The following is a 14,435-nucleotide window of genomic DNA, read 5'->3' on the forward strand; positions in this document are numbered from 1 at the left end:
GGCAAGCCCGGCTCCCACAGGTGAATGCATTCCAAAGGTGGGAGCTGGCTTGCCTGCGATGAGGCAGGTACAGGCGATGCAGCACTAAATCTTACGCCACACACTCGCCAACCAAGGCTGCTGTTCCCGCGGCAACCCGGCCGGCCGATAGTAGTGCTCCAGCTCTTCAAACCCGGCCTCAGTCAGCAAGGCCTGCCACGCCTGCAGGTCGTGATAAGAACCATACCTTGGCCCATTCCAACCTTCCTGATTTTCACCCCGAGGGTTGGAGCTGAACAGCACGCCCCCAGGCTTCAACGCGCCGTGCAGCTCTTTGAGCACTCGGGGCAACTCCTGCTTGGGAATATGAAACAGCACAGCATTGGCAAACACTCCGTCGAAGCGTTCGGCGGGCAGGTCCAGCTTGAGAAAGTCCTGCTGCAGCACCTCACAGCCGCTGTCTTCGCGGGCCATCTGCGCAAAACGTTCGGAACCATCCAGGCCCACGGCGATATGCCCCCTGCGCGTAAACGTCTGCAAGTCCCGCCCTGGCCCACAGCCGAAATCCAGCACAGTGAATGGCGGCGTGCCCTGGATATGCCGCAGCAACGCGTCGATGTTCTGGCTCACATCGTGATCGCGGGTGCCTTCACGGAAGTCTTCGGCCACCTTGTTGTAGTGGCCCAGGGTGGTGGAGGTGATCTGGTTGAGGTCGTCGGGAGCAAGTTTCATGGCATGGCGCACGGCTGCGGCTGAGGTAGGGGGACTATACCCCGGCCCATTCATCAGTTGAAAACCGTGTATCCGCTGTAGGGCGCTTCACGGCGGTCGCAGTGCGCGCATCCGACAGACCGCCACAGGAAATTGTGGGTAAGATTCGGCCCTCATTTGCAGAGGGCTACACATCCATGGAAGAGGAAAAATGTTCACCCGTTGGCAACGACACCGCACCGAACAAGGTCGACCAATACGCCACGAGATTGAGCAATGGGCTGTTCTGGCTCAATGAGCGTGCCTGGCCGCTGACGGTGGGGGTTCTCTCGGTGGCGGGCCTGTACCTGTACCAGTACATCCAGGTGGAAAAGGTGCCGCTGAGTATCCTGTCGGCGTCGGCGTTCACTGCCTTGCCGGCTATGTTCGCCATGTTGGTATTTGTGATCGGCATGATGGGTGCATCGATCCTGGTGCCCACGTTCATCTTATTCACGCGCCTGAACGGCACCGGTGTGCGCCTGAGTGATCAACTCAATCTCAGCCCGCAGTCGCCGCAAGAGACGGCCCAGCACAGGAGGTTACTGGGGCATTGGGCGGCCAGCCTGTTGGTGATGTTTGTGTTCTGGATGTCCGCCGTATACCTGTCCGTGAACGCCGAAAGTGGGCTTTTGCTGACGCTCAGTTGGATCGTGGCGATCATGGCGGCGGTAGTGGCTTATGTCGGCATCATCATTCGTGCGCGCCCCGCCCATGTTGCTCTGGGTGAGTTGTCCGGCGAGTTCTGGCTGGCCAGTGCTGGCGCCGGGGTCGTTCAAATGGTGGTCATTCTGATGGTGACGGTGCCGGTCTCCCAGGCCTTCAGCGAGTACTCCGACAGCGCCGTGTTCTTTGCACCGTTCATGGCCGCCGAAATGGCCGTGCTGTTTCTGATCCAGGGGAGCGCCGCCTGCCTGGTGGTACGCATGCGCGTCCAGAAAAACCCGGTGGCGTTCGCTTCATTGGTGGCCTTTGCGCTCATCGTTTTACTCGGACTGATCCCGGCGAGCGGGGCCAAGTTGGGTGGCCTGCCGCTGCAAGGCTCCGCCTCGGGAGGGCGCGTTTGTACGTTGATGACCTGGGCGGCAGAGACGAAGGTCCCCGGCGCGCTGGTAGACACCGACAACCCCAAACGCAGCGTGAAACTGCGGGTGATGGCCGACTCGGATGGCAGCTATATCGTGCGGCCCTGGCAGGCCAAGGAGAAAACCATCACCTTCGTGCCCCGTGCCAGCGTTGCCCAACTGGATGAGTGCCCGTGACGTCAGCGCTTGTTCAATACCCGCGCCAACCGGTCCCCACTCAGTTGGATCACCGCCACCAGCACCACCAGCAGCACGATCACCGTGAGCATGATCTGCGTATCGAAGCGCTGGTAGCCATAGCGGTAGGCAATATCGCCCAAGCCACCGGCGCCGATCGCCCCGGCCATGGCCGATGAGTTGATCATGGTCACCAGGGTGATGGTGAAGCCGCCGACGATGCCGGGTAACGCCTCTGGCAACAGCACATGCCAGATGATGTGCCAGCGGCGGCAACCCATGGCCTGCGCGGCTTCGATCAGGCCGTGGTCGACCTCGCGCAGGCTGACTTCAGCGATGCGCGCAAAGAACGGTGTGGCGGCGATGGTCAGCGGTACCACTGCCGCCCAGACGCCATAGGTGGTGCCGACGATCAGGCGCGTGAACGGGATGAGCGCCACCATCAGGATCAGAAACGGAATGGAGCGGAACAGATTCACGAACGCTCCCAGCACGCGGTTAAGGGCCGGTGCCTGGTAGATGCCGCCCTTGTCGCTGGTGACCAGGAATACTGCCAGCGGAATGCCCACCAGCAGCGCGATCAGCGATGACACTCCCACCATCAACAAGGTGTCGATGGCGCCCTGCACTAACCGATCAAACCACATAGCCCAGCACCTCCACCTGTTGTGCCCAATTCGCCGCGCGTTTGCGCAGTTCTTCGGCGTTATGCGGCGATCCGTTCACCGCCAGCAGCAGTTGCCCCAAGGCATGCCCCTGGATGCGTTCCACGCCCCCTTGCAGTAAACGCACACGGCCGCCGAGGGCACTGAACAGTGCCGCGAGGTCTGGCTCCAGGGTGTCGCTGCCGGTGAACTGCAGGCGCAGCACCAGTGCGGCGTCGGCCGAGGCGGGCGTGGGTTGCAGGCGGCTTTGCAACTCTGGCGGCAAGCCGTGTTGCAGCGGTGCGAGCAGGGTCTTGCTGACCTCATGTTGCGGATCGCCAAACACCTGCCACACCGGGCCCTGCTCGACGATACGCCCGTGCTCCAGCACCACCACGCGGTCGCAGATGTCGCGGATCACCGCCATCTCATGGGTAATCAGCACGATGGTCAGGCCCAGGCGCTGGTTGATCTCGCGCAGCAGGCCGAGGATCGACTGGGTGGTTTCCGGGTCGAGGGCCGAGGTGGCTTCGTCGCACAGCAGAATCTCGGGGTCGTGCACCAGCGCGCGGGCGATGCCGACGCGCTGCTTCTGCCCGCCGGACAGCTGCGCCGGGTACGCCTTGTGTTTGTCTTGCAGGCCTACCAGCTCCAGCAGTTCATGCACCTTTCGCGCGCGTTGTGCCTGGGGCACACCGGCGACCTTGAGCGGCAACTCGACGTTCTGCCACACAGTCTTGGCCGACATCAGGTTGAAGTGCTGGAAGATCATGCCGATGCGTCGCCTCAGCGCCACCAGGTGGTCTTCATCGAAGCTGCCGATGTCCACCTGGTCGATCAGCACCCGTCCGCTGCTGGGTTGTTCCAGGCGGTTGATGGTGCGGATCAGCGATGACTTGCCGGCGCCGCTGCGGCCGATGATGCCGAACACTTCGCCACGCTGAATCGCCAGGTCAATGCCTTGCAGCGCATGCACCGTGCCGTCATAGGTTTTGCCCAGGTTGATGAACCGCACATGGGCGCGGTTCAAGTCCGGGTGCAGTTCAGTCTGTTCGGCGTGGCTGGGTGCAGGGGCCAGATCGTGCAATCGGGCGTTGGCGGCACTCATGGTTTAGCTTCCCAACCGACCTGGTAGAGCTTGCCGAGGGACTTGTCCAAGGCCGCACGCACCACCGGCGAGTGTTGGTAGATATCGACGAACTTGATCACCCGTGGGTCGGTTTTGCTCTTGGGCTGGATGACGAACTGAATCACGTATTCCGGGTGGTCGAGGCCGTCGAACAGCAGCGCCGACTCGGCATCGAAGGTCTTGGACAGGCGGATGTATGCCGGGTAGCCCTGCACCAGATCGGCGTCGTCATAGGCGCGCACCAGTTGCACCGCTTCCACTTGCAGGATCTTGATGTTTTTCGGGTTGGCGACGATGTCTTCTTCGGTGGCTTTGTAGCCCACGCCCGGCTTGAGGGTGATCAGCCCGGCCTTTGCCAGCAGTTGCAGGCCGCGACCGCTGTTGATCGGGTCGTTGGCAATCGCCACGCTGGCGCCTGCGGGCAGCTCGTTGAAGTTTTTGTACTTTTTCGAATACAGCCCGACGTTATTGATGATGCCTGGTGCATACGGCACCAGGTCAAACCCGGCGGCGGCCTTGGCGTTTTCCAGGAAGGGGATGTGCTGGAAGTAGTTCACGTCGATATCGCCGGCGGCGAGGCTGACGTTGGGCGCGATCCAGTCGGTGAACTCCACCAGTTCGACCTTCAGGCCCTGCTTGCCGGCCTCTTCTACGGCGGCTTCCAGCGGAATGGCGAAGGCAGCGGTGGTGCCGATTTTCAGCGGGGCGTCGGCGGCAAATACCGCCGAGCTGAATAAGCCGAAGGCCAGGGCCAGTGCTTTGACTGGGTGGTTTAGGAATGTCTTTTTCATAGTGGTTTTCCAGTCAGAAGGTATAGGTGCAAACAATGCGGTCAATGGTGGGAGCTGGCTTGCCTGCGATGGCGGTGTTTCAGCCACATTGGTTTTAGCGGGTCCACCGCCATCGCAGGCAAGCCAGCTCCCACAGTGTTGTTCAATGACGATAGGTAGAGCCGGTGTGTTGGCTGGGTAAGCGAGCCGTGTCGTGGAAGACTTTTTCCCGCAGCGTTCCCTGCGCATATTCCGTCTTGTACGAGCCCCGTCGTTGTAGCTCCGGTATCACCAGCTCAATGAAATCCGCATAGCTCTCCGGCGTCACAATGCGCGTCAGGTTGAAACCATCCAGCCCGGTTTCACTGATCCAGGATTCCAGCTCATCGGCCACCTGTTCAGGCGAGCCCACCAGGGTGATATAGCGCCCGCCCAAGGCGTGCTGTTCAAGCAATTTGCGCCGGGTCCAGTCGTTGTTCTGCAGGTTCTGGGTGGCCGACTGGATCGCGTTGCTTTTGACATACTGGATCGGTTCGTCCAACGCGTACTGGGCAAAATCAATCCCGGTCGAGGCCGAGAAGTGCGCCACGCCGGCTTCCGCGCTGGCGTAGCTGAGGTACTCGGCGTGCTTGTTCCAGGCCAACGCTTCAGTGGCGCCAACGATGACGTTAAGGCCCATGAACACCTTGATGTCGTCCGGGTTGCGCCCAGCCTCCACTGCGCTGGCGCGCACCTTGTCCACCTGGCGTTTGGTCGCGGCCTTGTTCTGCCCGCTGATAAACACGCACTCGGCATGCCGCCCGGCGAACAGCAAGCCGCGCTCGGAACTGCCGGCCTGGAACAGCACCGGCGTGCGCTGCGGCGAGGGCTCGCACAGGTGGTAACCCTCCACCTGATAGAACTCGCCGTGGTGCTCTACCTTGTGCACCTTGCCCGGTTGCGCATACACCCGCGCTTGGCGATCGTTGCGCACCGCGTCGTCTTCCCAGCTGCCCTCCCAAAGCTTGTACAACACCTGCAGGTATTCATCGGCCTGGTCGTAGCGCCGGTCATGCTCGACCTGTTCGGTAAGGCCCATGGCCTTGGCGGCGCTGTCGAGGTAGCCGGTGACAATGTTCCAACCCACCCGGCCACGGCTCAGGTGATCCAGCGTCGACATGCGCCGAGCGAACAGGTACGGCGGTTCGTAGGTGAGGTTGGCGGTGAGGCCGAAGCCAAGGTGCTGGGTGACGGCGGCCATGGCCGACACCAGCAGCAGCGGGTCGTTGACTGGTAGCTGGATCGACTCCTTGAGGGGCACGTCAATGGAGTCCTGATAGACGTCATACACGCCGACGATATCAGCGATGAACAAACCGTCGAACAACCCGCGTTCAAGGATCTTCGCCAGTTCAGTCCAGTATTCGAGGGTGTTGTACTCGGTCGAGTTGTCTCGTGGATGAGCCCACAAACCGTGATTGATGTGCCCGATGCAGTTCATGTTGAAAGCATTGAGCAGGATCTTTTTTTTGCTCATCAGATGGTCCCCCGCAGCGGCGGGTTTTCATCGTTGAGGTAGTAGTTGCCAACCGCATGGTATTTCCAGCGCACCGGGTCGTGCAGGGTGTGTACCCGGGCGTTGCGCCAGTGGCGGTCCAGGCCGTGTTCGGCCAGGGTTGCCTGGCTGCCAGCCAGTTCGAACAGGGTGCTGCCGGCCGCCAGGGAGATCTCGGTGCTCAGGGCGCGTACTTCGGCAACGGCGATGGAGGCTGCGGCGACGGTCTGGGCATTGCTGTCGGCCTGGGCGCGGTCGAGGAATTCACCCGAGCGTTCCAGCAAGGCTTCGGCAGCGTGCAGCCGGCTGCTCAGGTGGCCGAAGCTCTTGAGTGTCAGCGGGTCTTCGGTGGCCTTGTCGTTGCCGGCGTCGATCCACGGGCGGGTCTTGGTGCGCACAAAATGCAAGGCATCCTCAAAGGCCGCGCGGGCGATGCCGGTGTCGATGGCTGCGTGGAGGATCTGCGCCAGCGGGCCGACGGTGGTCGGGCGTTCGAAAGCGCTCTGGAACGGCACCACGTCTTGCGCCGCGACCCACACGTTGTCGAACACTACCGAGCCGCTGCCGGTAGTGCGCTGGCCGAACCCGCTCCAGTCGTCGATCACCGTCAGTCCCTCGCTGTCACGCGGTACGAAGGCCAGTTGCTGCACGCCATTTGCATCCACTACCGAAGTGGGGATGCGTTGGGCATAGATCGCGCCGGTGGCGTAGAACTTGCGCCCGTTGATGCGAAAACCGTCGCCGTCACGGGTGAGGCTGGTAATGCGGTCGTGGGCGGTCTTGGTGCCCAGCTCCGCCAAGGCGTTGCCAAAGCGTTGGCCGGCCAATACCTCGGCGTACAGGCGTTGCTGCTGTTCGGGGCTACCGTTCACCCGCAGTACTTCGAGGGCATAGAAATGGTTTTGCGGAATCTGGCCCAACGAGCCATCGGCCTGGGCGATCAATGCGATGACCTTGGCCAGGGTAACGTTGGACACGCCCGCGCCGCCGTAGGCCTTGGGCACGCTGATGCCCCACAGGCCAGAGCGGGAAAACACGTCCAGTTCGGGCAATGGCAGGCGGCGTTCGCGGTCGCGCTGGGCGCTGTCGCGGCCCAAGTCTTCAGCAAGATCGCTGGCGACAATAAGCGCTTGTTCGTCGCTGGTGATGACCGCGACGGGGTGAGAAAGGGTCATGAGTTTCTCCAGAAGCTCGTGGAAAAAGTGTTCTGGTTGGTTAAATCCAGGAATGACGAGCCGGCAAGGTGCCGTTGAGCCGATAGGCGCCGATGGCGTGGTACTTCCAGCGCACCGGGTCGTGCAGGGTGTGCACCCGGGCGTTGCGCCAGTGACGGTCAAGGTTGAATTCGGCCAGGGTGGCGCGGCTGCCTGCCAGCTCAAAGAGCTTCTCGGTGACTTGTAACGCCACTTCGGTGGTCAGCACTTTGGCCTCGGCCACGGCAATCGAGGCGTGGGCGGCGGACTGCGCGGTGATCGGCGCGGCGCTGACCTGGTCGAGCACCTGGCCGGCCTTGCGCAGCAGGGCTTCGGCGGCGTGCAGTTCGATCTTCAATTTGCCGATATCAGCGATCACATACAGGTCGTCGCTGGCCCGTTCGACCTTGGCGTCGATCCACGGGCGTGAGCGTTCACGCACGAAGGCAATGGCATCGTCGAGGGCGCCTCGGGCGATGCCGGCGTCGATGGCGGCCTGGATCAGCTGCGACACGGCCCCCTGGATATTCGGGCTTTCCCCCAGGCGCCAGTTGTCGATGACCAGTTCCGGCTCCACGGCCACGCGATCAAGCAAGACGGTACCGCTGGCGGTGGTGCGTTGGCCAAAGCCCGACCAGTCATCGACGATGCGCAGCCCTTCGCTGCCGCGCCGCACAAAGGCCATGACCTGCTTGCCGTCATCGTTCAGGGCCTTGATTGCCACCCAGTGAGCGAACAGGGCGCCTGTGGAGTAGAACTTCTGGCCGCTGACCACGTACCCATCACCTTCGGCCGTAATGCGTGCCTTGAGCTCCAGGGTATTTTTGGTGCCGCGTTCCGGGCCGCCGTTGCCGATGCGCCAGCCGTCGAGCACGCTCTGGAACAGCTGCTTTTTCTGACGCTCGGTCGCGGTGCCCTGCAATACGTACAAGATGCCGAAATGGTTCTGCGGGATCTGCCCGAGTGCCGGGTCGGCTGCGCTGATGATCGCGAAGACTTCGGCCAGGGTCACAAACGACACCTGTGGGCCGCCGTATTCCCGGGGAATGGAAATACTGCCCAAGCCGCTGCGGGTGAACTGTTCGAGCTGCGCCCAGGGCAGTTTGCGTTGCTGGTCGCGCTGGGCGGCGTGCAGGCGTGCAGCCTGGGCCAGTTCGTGGGCTGCACTCAGTGCCTGAGCGTCGTTGCGCAACACCGTGGCGGGCAACAGCAGGGGGGCTACGTCCAGATCACTCTGGGGGGGTGTTAGAGCCAAGTTAGACATCAGCGCCGCTCCTTGGCTGCACGCAATGCCCTGGCGTTGCGCACCGGGGTAATTCTGACCATACCGACCTCGCATTCAATGAAATAAACAGAAAAATCAGGAATGTCCGGTGGTCCGGTGCATATACCCTAAGCGTGTTAATTATTTAAATAAACTAACTTTTAGGAATATGCATAGAAGGGCTGTCACCCCGGTTCACAGGGTGAACCGAAGCGACGCGGTTGATAGCTCGGTGCGGGCGAGGCAGGGCGGGGCGGTATGCAGGCGGCGATGCGCAGCGTGCGGGCGGGCGCCCAGCGGGAGTTGTTACCCACGCGGTCGAGAATGCAGTAGGTGACTTCCAACCGGCAGTCGTCGCCGGCTTCGACAATCACGTGGGGCGGCACCCACACCTGCACCGCCAGGCCGACGCTGTTGGCTTGGATACGGGGCAGGTCCAAGCGTACATCGCCCCAGCGCAACGTGATGGCATCGCCTGTGCTCATGTTCAGGTAAGGCTCGATGGTCAGCGGAATGCCGCGCCTTACCTGGCTGCTGTTGACGCCGTGGCGGCGAATCGTCTCGGGCAGGTTCACGGGCGCCAGATTCTGGTTTTCATTGTCGCCTTCAGGGTTCAGGCGCGGCGAAGGCTGACCGCCGGGGTAGTTGGTCTTGACCCGCACCAGCGTCACCGCCGAGCGCATCGGGCCATGGCCGATCTGCAAGACCTGGTAATGGACGCGTGCCGGTCCGTCCTGCACAAAGCTCTGCGGTACGTACAGGTGGGTGCACGTGCCGATCCTGCACGCCGTCACCTTGCGCGAGGCGGCGAAGCAGTTGTTCCAGAACAGTTCGATCAGGTCGCCTTCTTCCATGCTCGGGTAGGGTGAAATGTCGACCTGCAAGTGGGCGGAGGCCAGGGCGCTGATGCCGTTTCCAATAGCCTGGGGCAGCCTTGGGGCACTGAGCGTGGCCGGGGTTTGAGTGTGTGTCATAAGTAATCTCCTTGATGCAGCCAGCAGCAATCGTTCCGAAACCTGGACGCACAGGCGCCAGGGGGTTCGAAAGGTACGATTCAGTCAGTAGCCGGGATAGGATCCAATCCTCAAGGCGCTAGATAAGAGGGTTGGCCGAGGAGCGTCAATGGAGGCAAAGGGCTAAACGGCGAGTTTGGCGAGATTCAGACGGGTCTGACGGGGAGGGGGATTTCAGGGGGCAGGCGGCGGGGTCTTTTACAGGTTGCAATGGCGATTCCCTGTAGGGTCTCGCTTATGTGGGAGCTGGCTTGCCTGCGATAGCATCTCCCCATTTTGACTGCTACACCGAGGCGCTGCATCGCAGGCAAGCCAGCTCCCACACAGAACGTCAGTGGGCGAGGAATTTGCTCAGAAATTGCTTGGTACGTTCTTCCCTGGGGTTGGCAAACAGCGCCTTGGCTTCGCCCTGTTCGACGATCACACCCTTGTCGAAGAAGATCACCCGGTTGGCCACATCACGGGCAAAGCTCATCTCGTGGGTGACGATGACCATGGTGCGGTTTTCTTCGGCCAGGCTGCGAATGGTCGCCAGGACTTCGCCCACCAGTTCCGGGTCGAGGGCCGAGGTGGGTTCGTCGAACAGGATCACCTCCGGCTCCATGGCCAGTGCGCGGGCAATCGCCACACGCTGTTGCTGGCCGCCGGACAGCCGCCGCGGGTACGACGCTTCCTTGCCCGCCAGGCCGACCCTGGCCAACAGCTTGCGCCCCAGTTCGGCCGCCGCTTCCCGTGGCATCTTCTTGACCACGATGGGGCCTTCGATGACGTTTTCCAGCGCGGTGCGGTGGGGAAACAGGTTGAAGTTCTGGAACACAAAACCCACATGCTGGCGCAGGCGCCGCACCAGGCCCTGTTGCTGGTTGAGCGGCCTGCTGCTGTCGATCTCGATGTCACCCACCTTGATACGGCCGCTGGTGGGTTCTTCGAGGAAGTTCAGGCAGCGCAGGAAGGTGGTCTTGCCGGAACCGCTGGGGCCGATGATGGCGACCACTTCGCCTTCCTTGACCTCAAGGTCGATGCCGTTGAGCACCACCTGGCCGTTGAATTGCTTGGTCAGTTTTTCAACCACGATCATGCTTCAAGACTCCAGGTCATGCCGGTTGACCCGGTCTTCCAGACGATTCTGCAGATGCGCCAGGATGCTCGCCAGGATCCAGTAGATCAGGGCTGCGGACAGATACATGGTAAAAATTTCGAAGGTACGTGCCGACACCAGTTGGGCCTGGCGGAACAGCTCGGGCACCTGGATGGTGGCGGCCAGCGCCGTGTCCTTGACCAATGAAATAAAGCTGTTGCCCAAAGGCGGCAACGCCGTGCGCATCGCCTGGGGCAGGATGGCCCTGCGCAACGTCTGCGCACGGGTCATACCGATACTGGCAGCCGCTTCCCACTGGCCACGCTCGATGGAGGCGATGGCGGCCCGCAGGATTTCACACGCATAGGCAGCCATGTTCAGCGAAAAGCCGATCATGGCGGCCGGGATCGGGTCCAGCTCGATGCCCACTTGCGGCAAGCCGTAGTAGATCAAGAACAGCTGCACCAGTAACGGCGTGCCGCGAAAGAAAGACACGTAGACCCGGGCGGTCCAGCTCAAGAGCTTGAAGCGCGAGAGGCGCATCAAGGCCAGGCCGAAGCCCAGCAGCAGGCCGAAGAACATCCCGCCCAGGCTGAGGATTACCGTGTAGTACGCGCCCTTGAGCAGAAAGGGCGCGGAGTCCAGCGCGAGTTGGAAACCTGCTTCCATTATTGCGTGACGTCAGCGTTGAAGTACTTCTCGGACAGCGTCTTCAACGTGCCGTCGGCGCGCAGTTTGTCCAGAGCCTTGTTCACCGCGTCGAGCAGCTCGGGCTCACCTTTGCGCAGGGCGATACCGGATTCCTGACGGGAGAAGGCGTCGCCGGCAGCGGCGGTGTCGGGGGCTTTCTTGGCGTATTCCAGGGCGGCCAGGCGGTCGATCAGGATGGCGTCGATACGACCGATGCGCAGGTCCTGGAACTTGGTCGGGTCGTCGTTGTAGGTCTTGATAATGGCTTTTGGTTGGTTGTCCTTGAGCCATTGTTCGTAGTTGGTGCCCAGGCCCACACCGACTTTCTTGCCGGCCAGGTCGTCGGCTTTCTTGATCGAGTCGACGTTCTTTTTCAGCACCAGCGCCTGGATGCCGGACACGGTGTAAGGCTTGGAGAAATCGTACTTTTTCTTGCGCTCTTCGGAGATGGTCACCTGGTTGACCACGGCGTCCAGGCGCTTGGATTCCAGCGCGGCGAGGATGCCGTCCCAAGGGGTGGCTTGCAGCTTGACCTTGACACCCAGCTCCTTGGCCAGCGCCTCGGACAGTTCCACTTCGAAACCGCTGAGCTTGCCGCTTTCATCGACAAAGCTGAACGGCGGGTAGGTGCCTTCCAGGCCGATCTTGATCTCGCCGGCCTTCTTGATGGTGTTCAACTGCTCGCCGGCAACCGCCTGGCCCAACCAGCCAGCGCCAAGCGCGAGGCCCAAAGTGCCAACCAACAGCGTGCGACGAAATGCAGAAATAGTCATGGAGAGCCCCTGTGTTTTTTATGGTGAGCGAAGCAGGTGACGCGGTAGTCGTATCCTGCCCTAAAGCGCGAAGCGCGTCTTCGCCTTCGGCGCGATGATAAGGTGGGTTTTTAAGTCTTGAAAATAATAAAAATACAATTTCATATTCTATTTTTGAATATGACCGTATTCAATCAGCTAAATACTGAGTCATAGGCAAACAATGCTGGCGCGCCACCGGTATGCAGGAAAATGATCGGCCCCTCTTCAAAGCGCTGGCGCCCGATGCCGTCGAGTAAACCGGCCATGGCCTTGCCGGTATACACCGGGTCCAGCAACAGACCTTCCTGGCTGGCCAAAAGTTTGATCGCCGAGAGGGTGCCAGCGTTTGGCTCGCCATACCGCGGCCCGAAGTACTCGTCCCACAGGGTCACCTTGAAGGCGTCGGGGATAGCCACACCGAGCAACTCGGCAGTGCGTTCGGCCAGGCCCTGCACTTTCGGGAATTGCTCTTGCTCGGTGCGCGACACGGTGATGCCGATCACCGGCAACTGCGGCAATGCTTCGCTCAAGGCCAGGGCCAGGCCGCTGTGGGTACCGGCACTGCCAGAGGCGAGCACCACGGCGGCGAATTGAATGCCGCTGTCTTCAATCTGCGCGGCCAACTCCAGCCCGGCGCGCACGTAGCCCAGCGCGCCGAGTGCATTGGAGCCGCCAATAGGCACCAGGTACGGCTTCTTGCCGTTACTGCGCAGGCGGTCGGCGAGGGCGTTGAGTTGGTCGTCGGCGTTGTCGAGGTTTTCCACCAATTCCACTTTGGCGTCGAACAACTCCAGCAGCAGGCGATTGCCGTTGCCCAGGTAGTTGGGGTCGTCGGTGCCGGTAGGGTTTTCCAGCAGGGCAACACAGCCCAGGCCAAGCCTGGCGGCGAGCGCGGCGGTCTGGCGCACATGGTTGGACTGGATCGCGCCGGCGGTGACCAGGGTGTCGGCGCCCTGGGCGATGGCGTCGGCGGCCAGGTATTCGAGTTTGCGCAGCTTGTTGCCGCCCATGGCCAACGGCGTGGTGTCATCGCGTTTGACGTAGATGTCCCTGCCCAGCCAAGCCGACAGCCGCTCGAGTTTTTCCAGGGCGGTGGCACTGCCCAGTAGTTCCAGACGGTTAAAACGGTCGAGCTGTTGTTTGATCATGGTTACGCACGGTGGCTGAGTGATTGGGGGACTATAGGCAGGCACTTTTCATCGGGCAACCGTCAATCGCTTATGACGAAAGGTTCTTAGCTCCACACCATTGGTTCTTAAGAGCTGCCTGGGTGCATACCGTAAAGTGATGGCCATTTCGTCAGGAGTGAATACCGTGAGTGAGCGTTCCAGTCATTGGCAATTGCAGACCATCGTCAGCCAGCTGCGCGGCGCCCGCGACCAGTGGCGAACGCGCAATGGGCGCTTGAGTGGCGAGCATGGTGGCCGTGAGTTGCCGTCCCGCGAGGCGGTGGCGCAGATTCTTGAAGCCTTGTGCGGCGCCCTGTTTCCGATGCGCCTGGGGCCGGCGGACCTGCGCGAAGAAAGCGAAGACTTCTACGTGGGCCATACCCTCGACGTCGCGCTCAACGCCTTGCTCGCCCAGGCGCGCCTGGAGTTGCGCTATGCTGCGCGCCAGAGGGGTGAGGACGACAGCGAAGTCAACGCCCACGCCATTCGCCTGATCCAGGATTTCGCCCTGGCGTTGCCATCCTTGCGCAGCCTGCTGGACACCGACGTACTGGCCGCCTACCACGGCGACCCGGCTGCGCGCAGTGTGGATGAAGTGCTGCTGTGCTACCCAGGCATCCTGGCGGTGATCCACCACCGCCTGGCCCACCACCTGTACCGTGCCGGCCTGCCGTTGCTGGCGCGGATCAGTGCGGAAATCGCCCACTCGGCCACCGGCATTGATATCCACCCCGGCGCACAGATCGGCCCGAGTTTCTTTATCGACCACGGCACAGGCGTGGTGATTGGCGAGACCGCGATCATCGGCGAGCGCGTGCGCATCTACCAGGCCGTGACACTGGGCGCCAAACGCTTTCCGGCGGATGAAGATGGGCAATTGCAGAAAGGCCACCCGCGTCACCCTATTGTTGAAGATGATGTGGTGATTTACGCCGGGGCGACGATCCTGGGGCGGATCACCATTGGCCAGGGTTCGACCATCGGCGGCAATGTGTGGCTCACCCGCAGCGTGCCGGCCGGGGCGAATATCACCCAGGCGAACTTGCAGCATGATGATGGGGCGCAGAAGTAAGACCTGAGCCAACCGCCGACCAGTGTGGGAGCTGGCTTGCCTGCGATAGCGGTGTATCAGTCAACAGATGGGTGGCTGACCCAGCGCTATCGCA

General features: G+C 61.7%; 14 protein-coding genes. 2 read left to right on the plus strand and 12 right to left on the minus strand.

Annotated elements, in window-relative coordinates; translation table 11 throughout:
• Nucleotides 1-84: 84 nt before the first annotated feature.
• Complete coding sequence (locus CLM72_RS01200; protein WP_105225394.1) at nt 85-711, minus strand: bifunctional 2-polyprenyl-6-hydroxyphenol methylase/3-demethylubiquinol 3-O-methyltransferase UbiG; 627 nt, start codon at nt 709-711, stop codon at nt 85-87.
• Between the two features lie 176 nt (nt 712-887).
• Here CLM72_RS01200 and CLM72_RS01205 point away from each other — a divergent pair, with 176 nt between their 5' ends.
• A complete protein-coding gene (locus tag CLM72_RS01205) occupies nt 888-1,991 on the plus strand; it encodes a hypothetical protein (protein ID WP_105225395.1) in 1,104 nt (367 codons plus the stop codon).
• Between the two features lie 2 nt (nt 1,992-1,993).
• On the opposite strand, the gene CLM72_RS01210 is transcribed toward CLM72_RS01205, so the two are convergent.
• From CLM72_RS01210 to CLM72_RS01260, 11 genes are all read right to left on the minus strand, one after another.
• On the minus strand, nt 1,994-2,638 hold the full coding sequence (locus CLM72_RS01210; protein WP_003187635.1) for a methionine ABC transporter permease: 645 nt from the start codon (nt 2,636-2,638) through the stop codon (nt 1,994-1,996).
• Complete coding sequence (locus tag CLM72_RS01215) at nt 2,628-3,743, minus strand: methionine ABC transporter ATP-binding protein (protein WP_060772800.1); 1,116 nt, start codon at nt 3,741-3,743, stop codon at nt 2,628-2,630. The genes CLM72_RS01210 and CLM72_RS01215 overlap by 11 nt, the downstream gene beginning before the upstream one ends.
• Nucleotides 3,740-4,555 carry a MetQ/NlpA family ABC transporter substrate-binding protein gene (locus CLM72_RS01220; RefSeq protein ID WP_054896665.1) on the minus strand — a complete coding sequence of 272 codons (816 nt, stop codon included), beginning with the start codon at nt 4,553-4,555 and terminating at the stop codon, nt 3,740-3,742. The genes CLM72_RS01215 and CLM72_RS01220 overlap by 4 nt, the downstream gene beginning before the upstream one ends.
• A 142-nt stretch (nt 4,556-4,697) precedes the next feature.
• Nucleotides 4,698-6,050, minus strand: coding sequence for an LLM class flavin-dependent oxidoreductase (locus CLM72_RS01225; RefSeq protein ID WP_105225396.1), 1,353 nt, complete (start codon nt 6,048-6,050; stop codon nt 4,698-4,700).
• Nucleotides 6,050-7,243, minus strand: a complete 1,194-nt coding sequence (locus tag CLM72_RS01230) for an SfnB family sulfur acquisition oxidoreductase (RefSeq protein ID WP_105225397.1) — start codon at nt 7,241-7,243, stop codon at nt 6,050-6,052. The genes CLM72_RS01225 and CLM72_RS01230 overlap by 1 nt, the downstream gene beginning before the upstream one ends.
• A gap of 40 nt (nt 7,244-7,283) precedes the next feature.
• Complete coding sequence (locus CLM72_RS01235) at nt 7,284-8,525, minus strand: SfnB family sulfur acquisition oxidoreductase (protein WP_054920297.1); 1,242 nt, start codon at nt 8,523-8,525, stop codon at nt 7,284-7,286.
• Between the two features lie 185 nt (nt 8,526-8,710).
• A complete protein-coding gene (locus tag CLM72_RS01240) occupies nt 8,711-9,499 on the minus strand; it encodes a hypothetical protein (protein WP_105225398.1) in 789 nt (262 codons plus the stop codon).
• A gap of 370 nt (nt 9,500-9,869) precedes the next feature.
• Nucleotides 9,870-10,616 carry an L-cystine ABC transporter ATP-binding protein TcyN gene (tcyN, locus tag CLM72_RS01245; protein WP_014716461.1) on the minus strand — a complete coding sequence of 249 codons (747 nt, stop codon included), beginning with the start codon at nt 10,614-10,616 and terminating at the stop codon, nt 9,870-9,872.
• Between the two features lie 3 nt (nt 10,617-10,619).
• On the minus strand, nt 10,620-11,285 hold the full coding sequence (tcyL, locus tag CLM72_RS01250) for a cystine ABC transporter permease (RefSeq protein WP_003187646.1): 666 nt from the start codon (nt 11,283-11,285) through the stop codon (nt 10,620-10,622).
• Entirely contained in the window at nt 11,285-12,079 is a 795-nt protein-coding gene (gene tcyJ / locus CLM72_RS01255; protein ID WP_014716462.1) for a cystine ABC transporter substrate-binding protein, read from the minus strand. Before tcyJ ends, tcyL begins: the two co-directional genes overlap by 1 nt.
• A gap of 173 nt (nt 12,080-12,252) precedes the next feature.
• The gene (locus CLM72_RS01260; protein ID WP_105225399.1) at nt 12,253-13,248 is read right to left on the minus strand and encodes a D-cysteine desulfhydrase; all 996 of its coding nucleotides are present in this window, start codon (nt 13,246-13,248) and stop codon (nt 12,253-12,255) included.
• A 166-nt stretch (nt 13,249-13,414) separates the two neighbouring features.
• On the opposite strand from CLM72_RS01260, the gene epsC reads away from it, so the two are divergent.
• Nucleotides 13,415-14,341, plus strand: a complete 927-nt coding sequence (gene epsC, locus CLM72_RS01265) for a serine O-acetyltransferase EpsC (protein WP_105225400.1) — start codon at nt 13,415-13,417, stop codon at nt 14,339-14,341.
• Nucleotides 14,342-14,435 lie beyond the last annotated feature (94 nt).

This window comes from Pseudomonas sp. MYb193 (assembly GCF_002966775.1).
Classification (GTDB): domain Bacteria; phylum Pseudomonadota; class Gammaproteobacteria; order Pseudomonadales; family Pseudomonadaceae; genus Aquipseudomonas; species Aquipseudomonas paracarnis.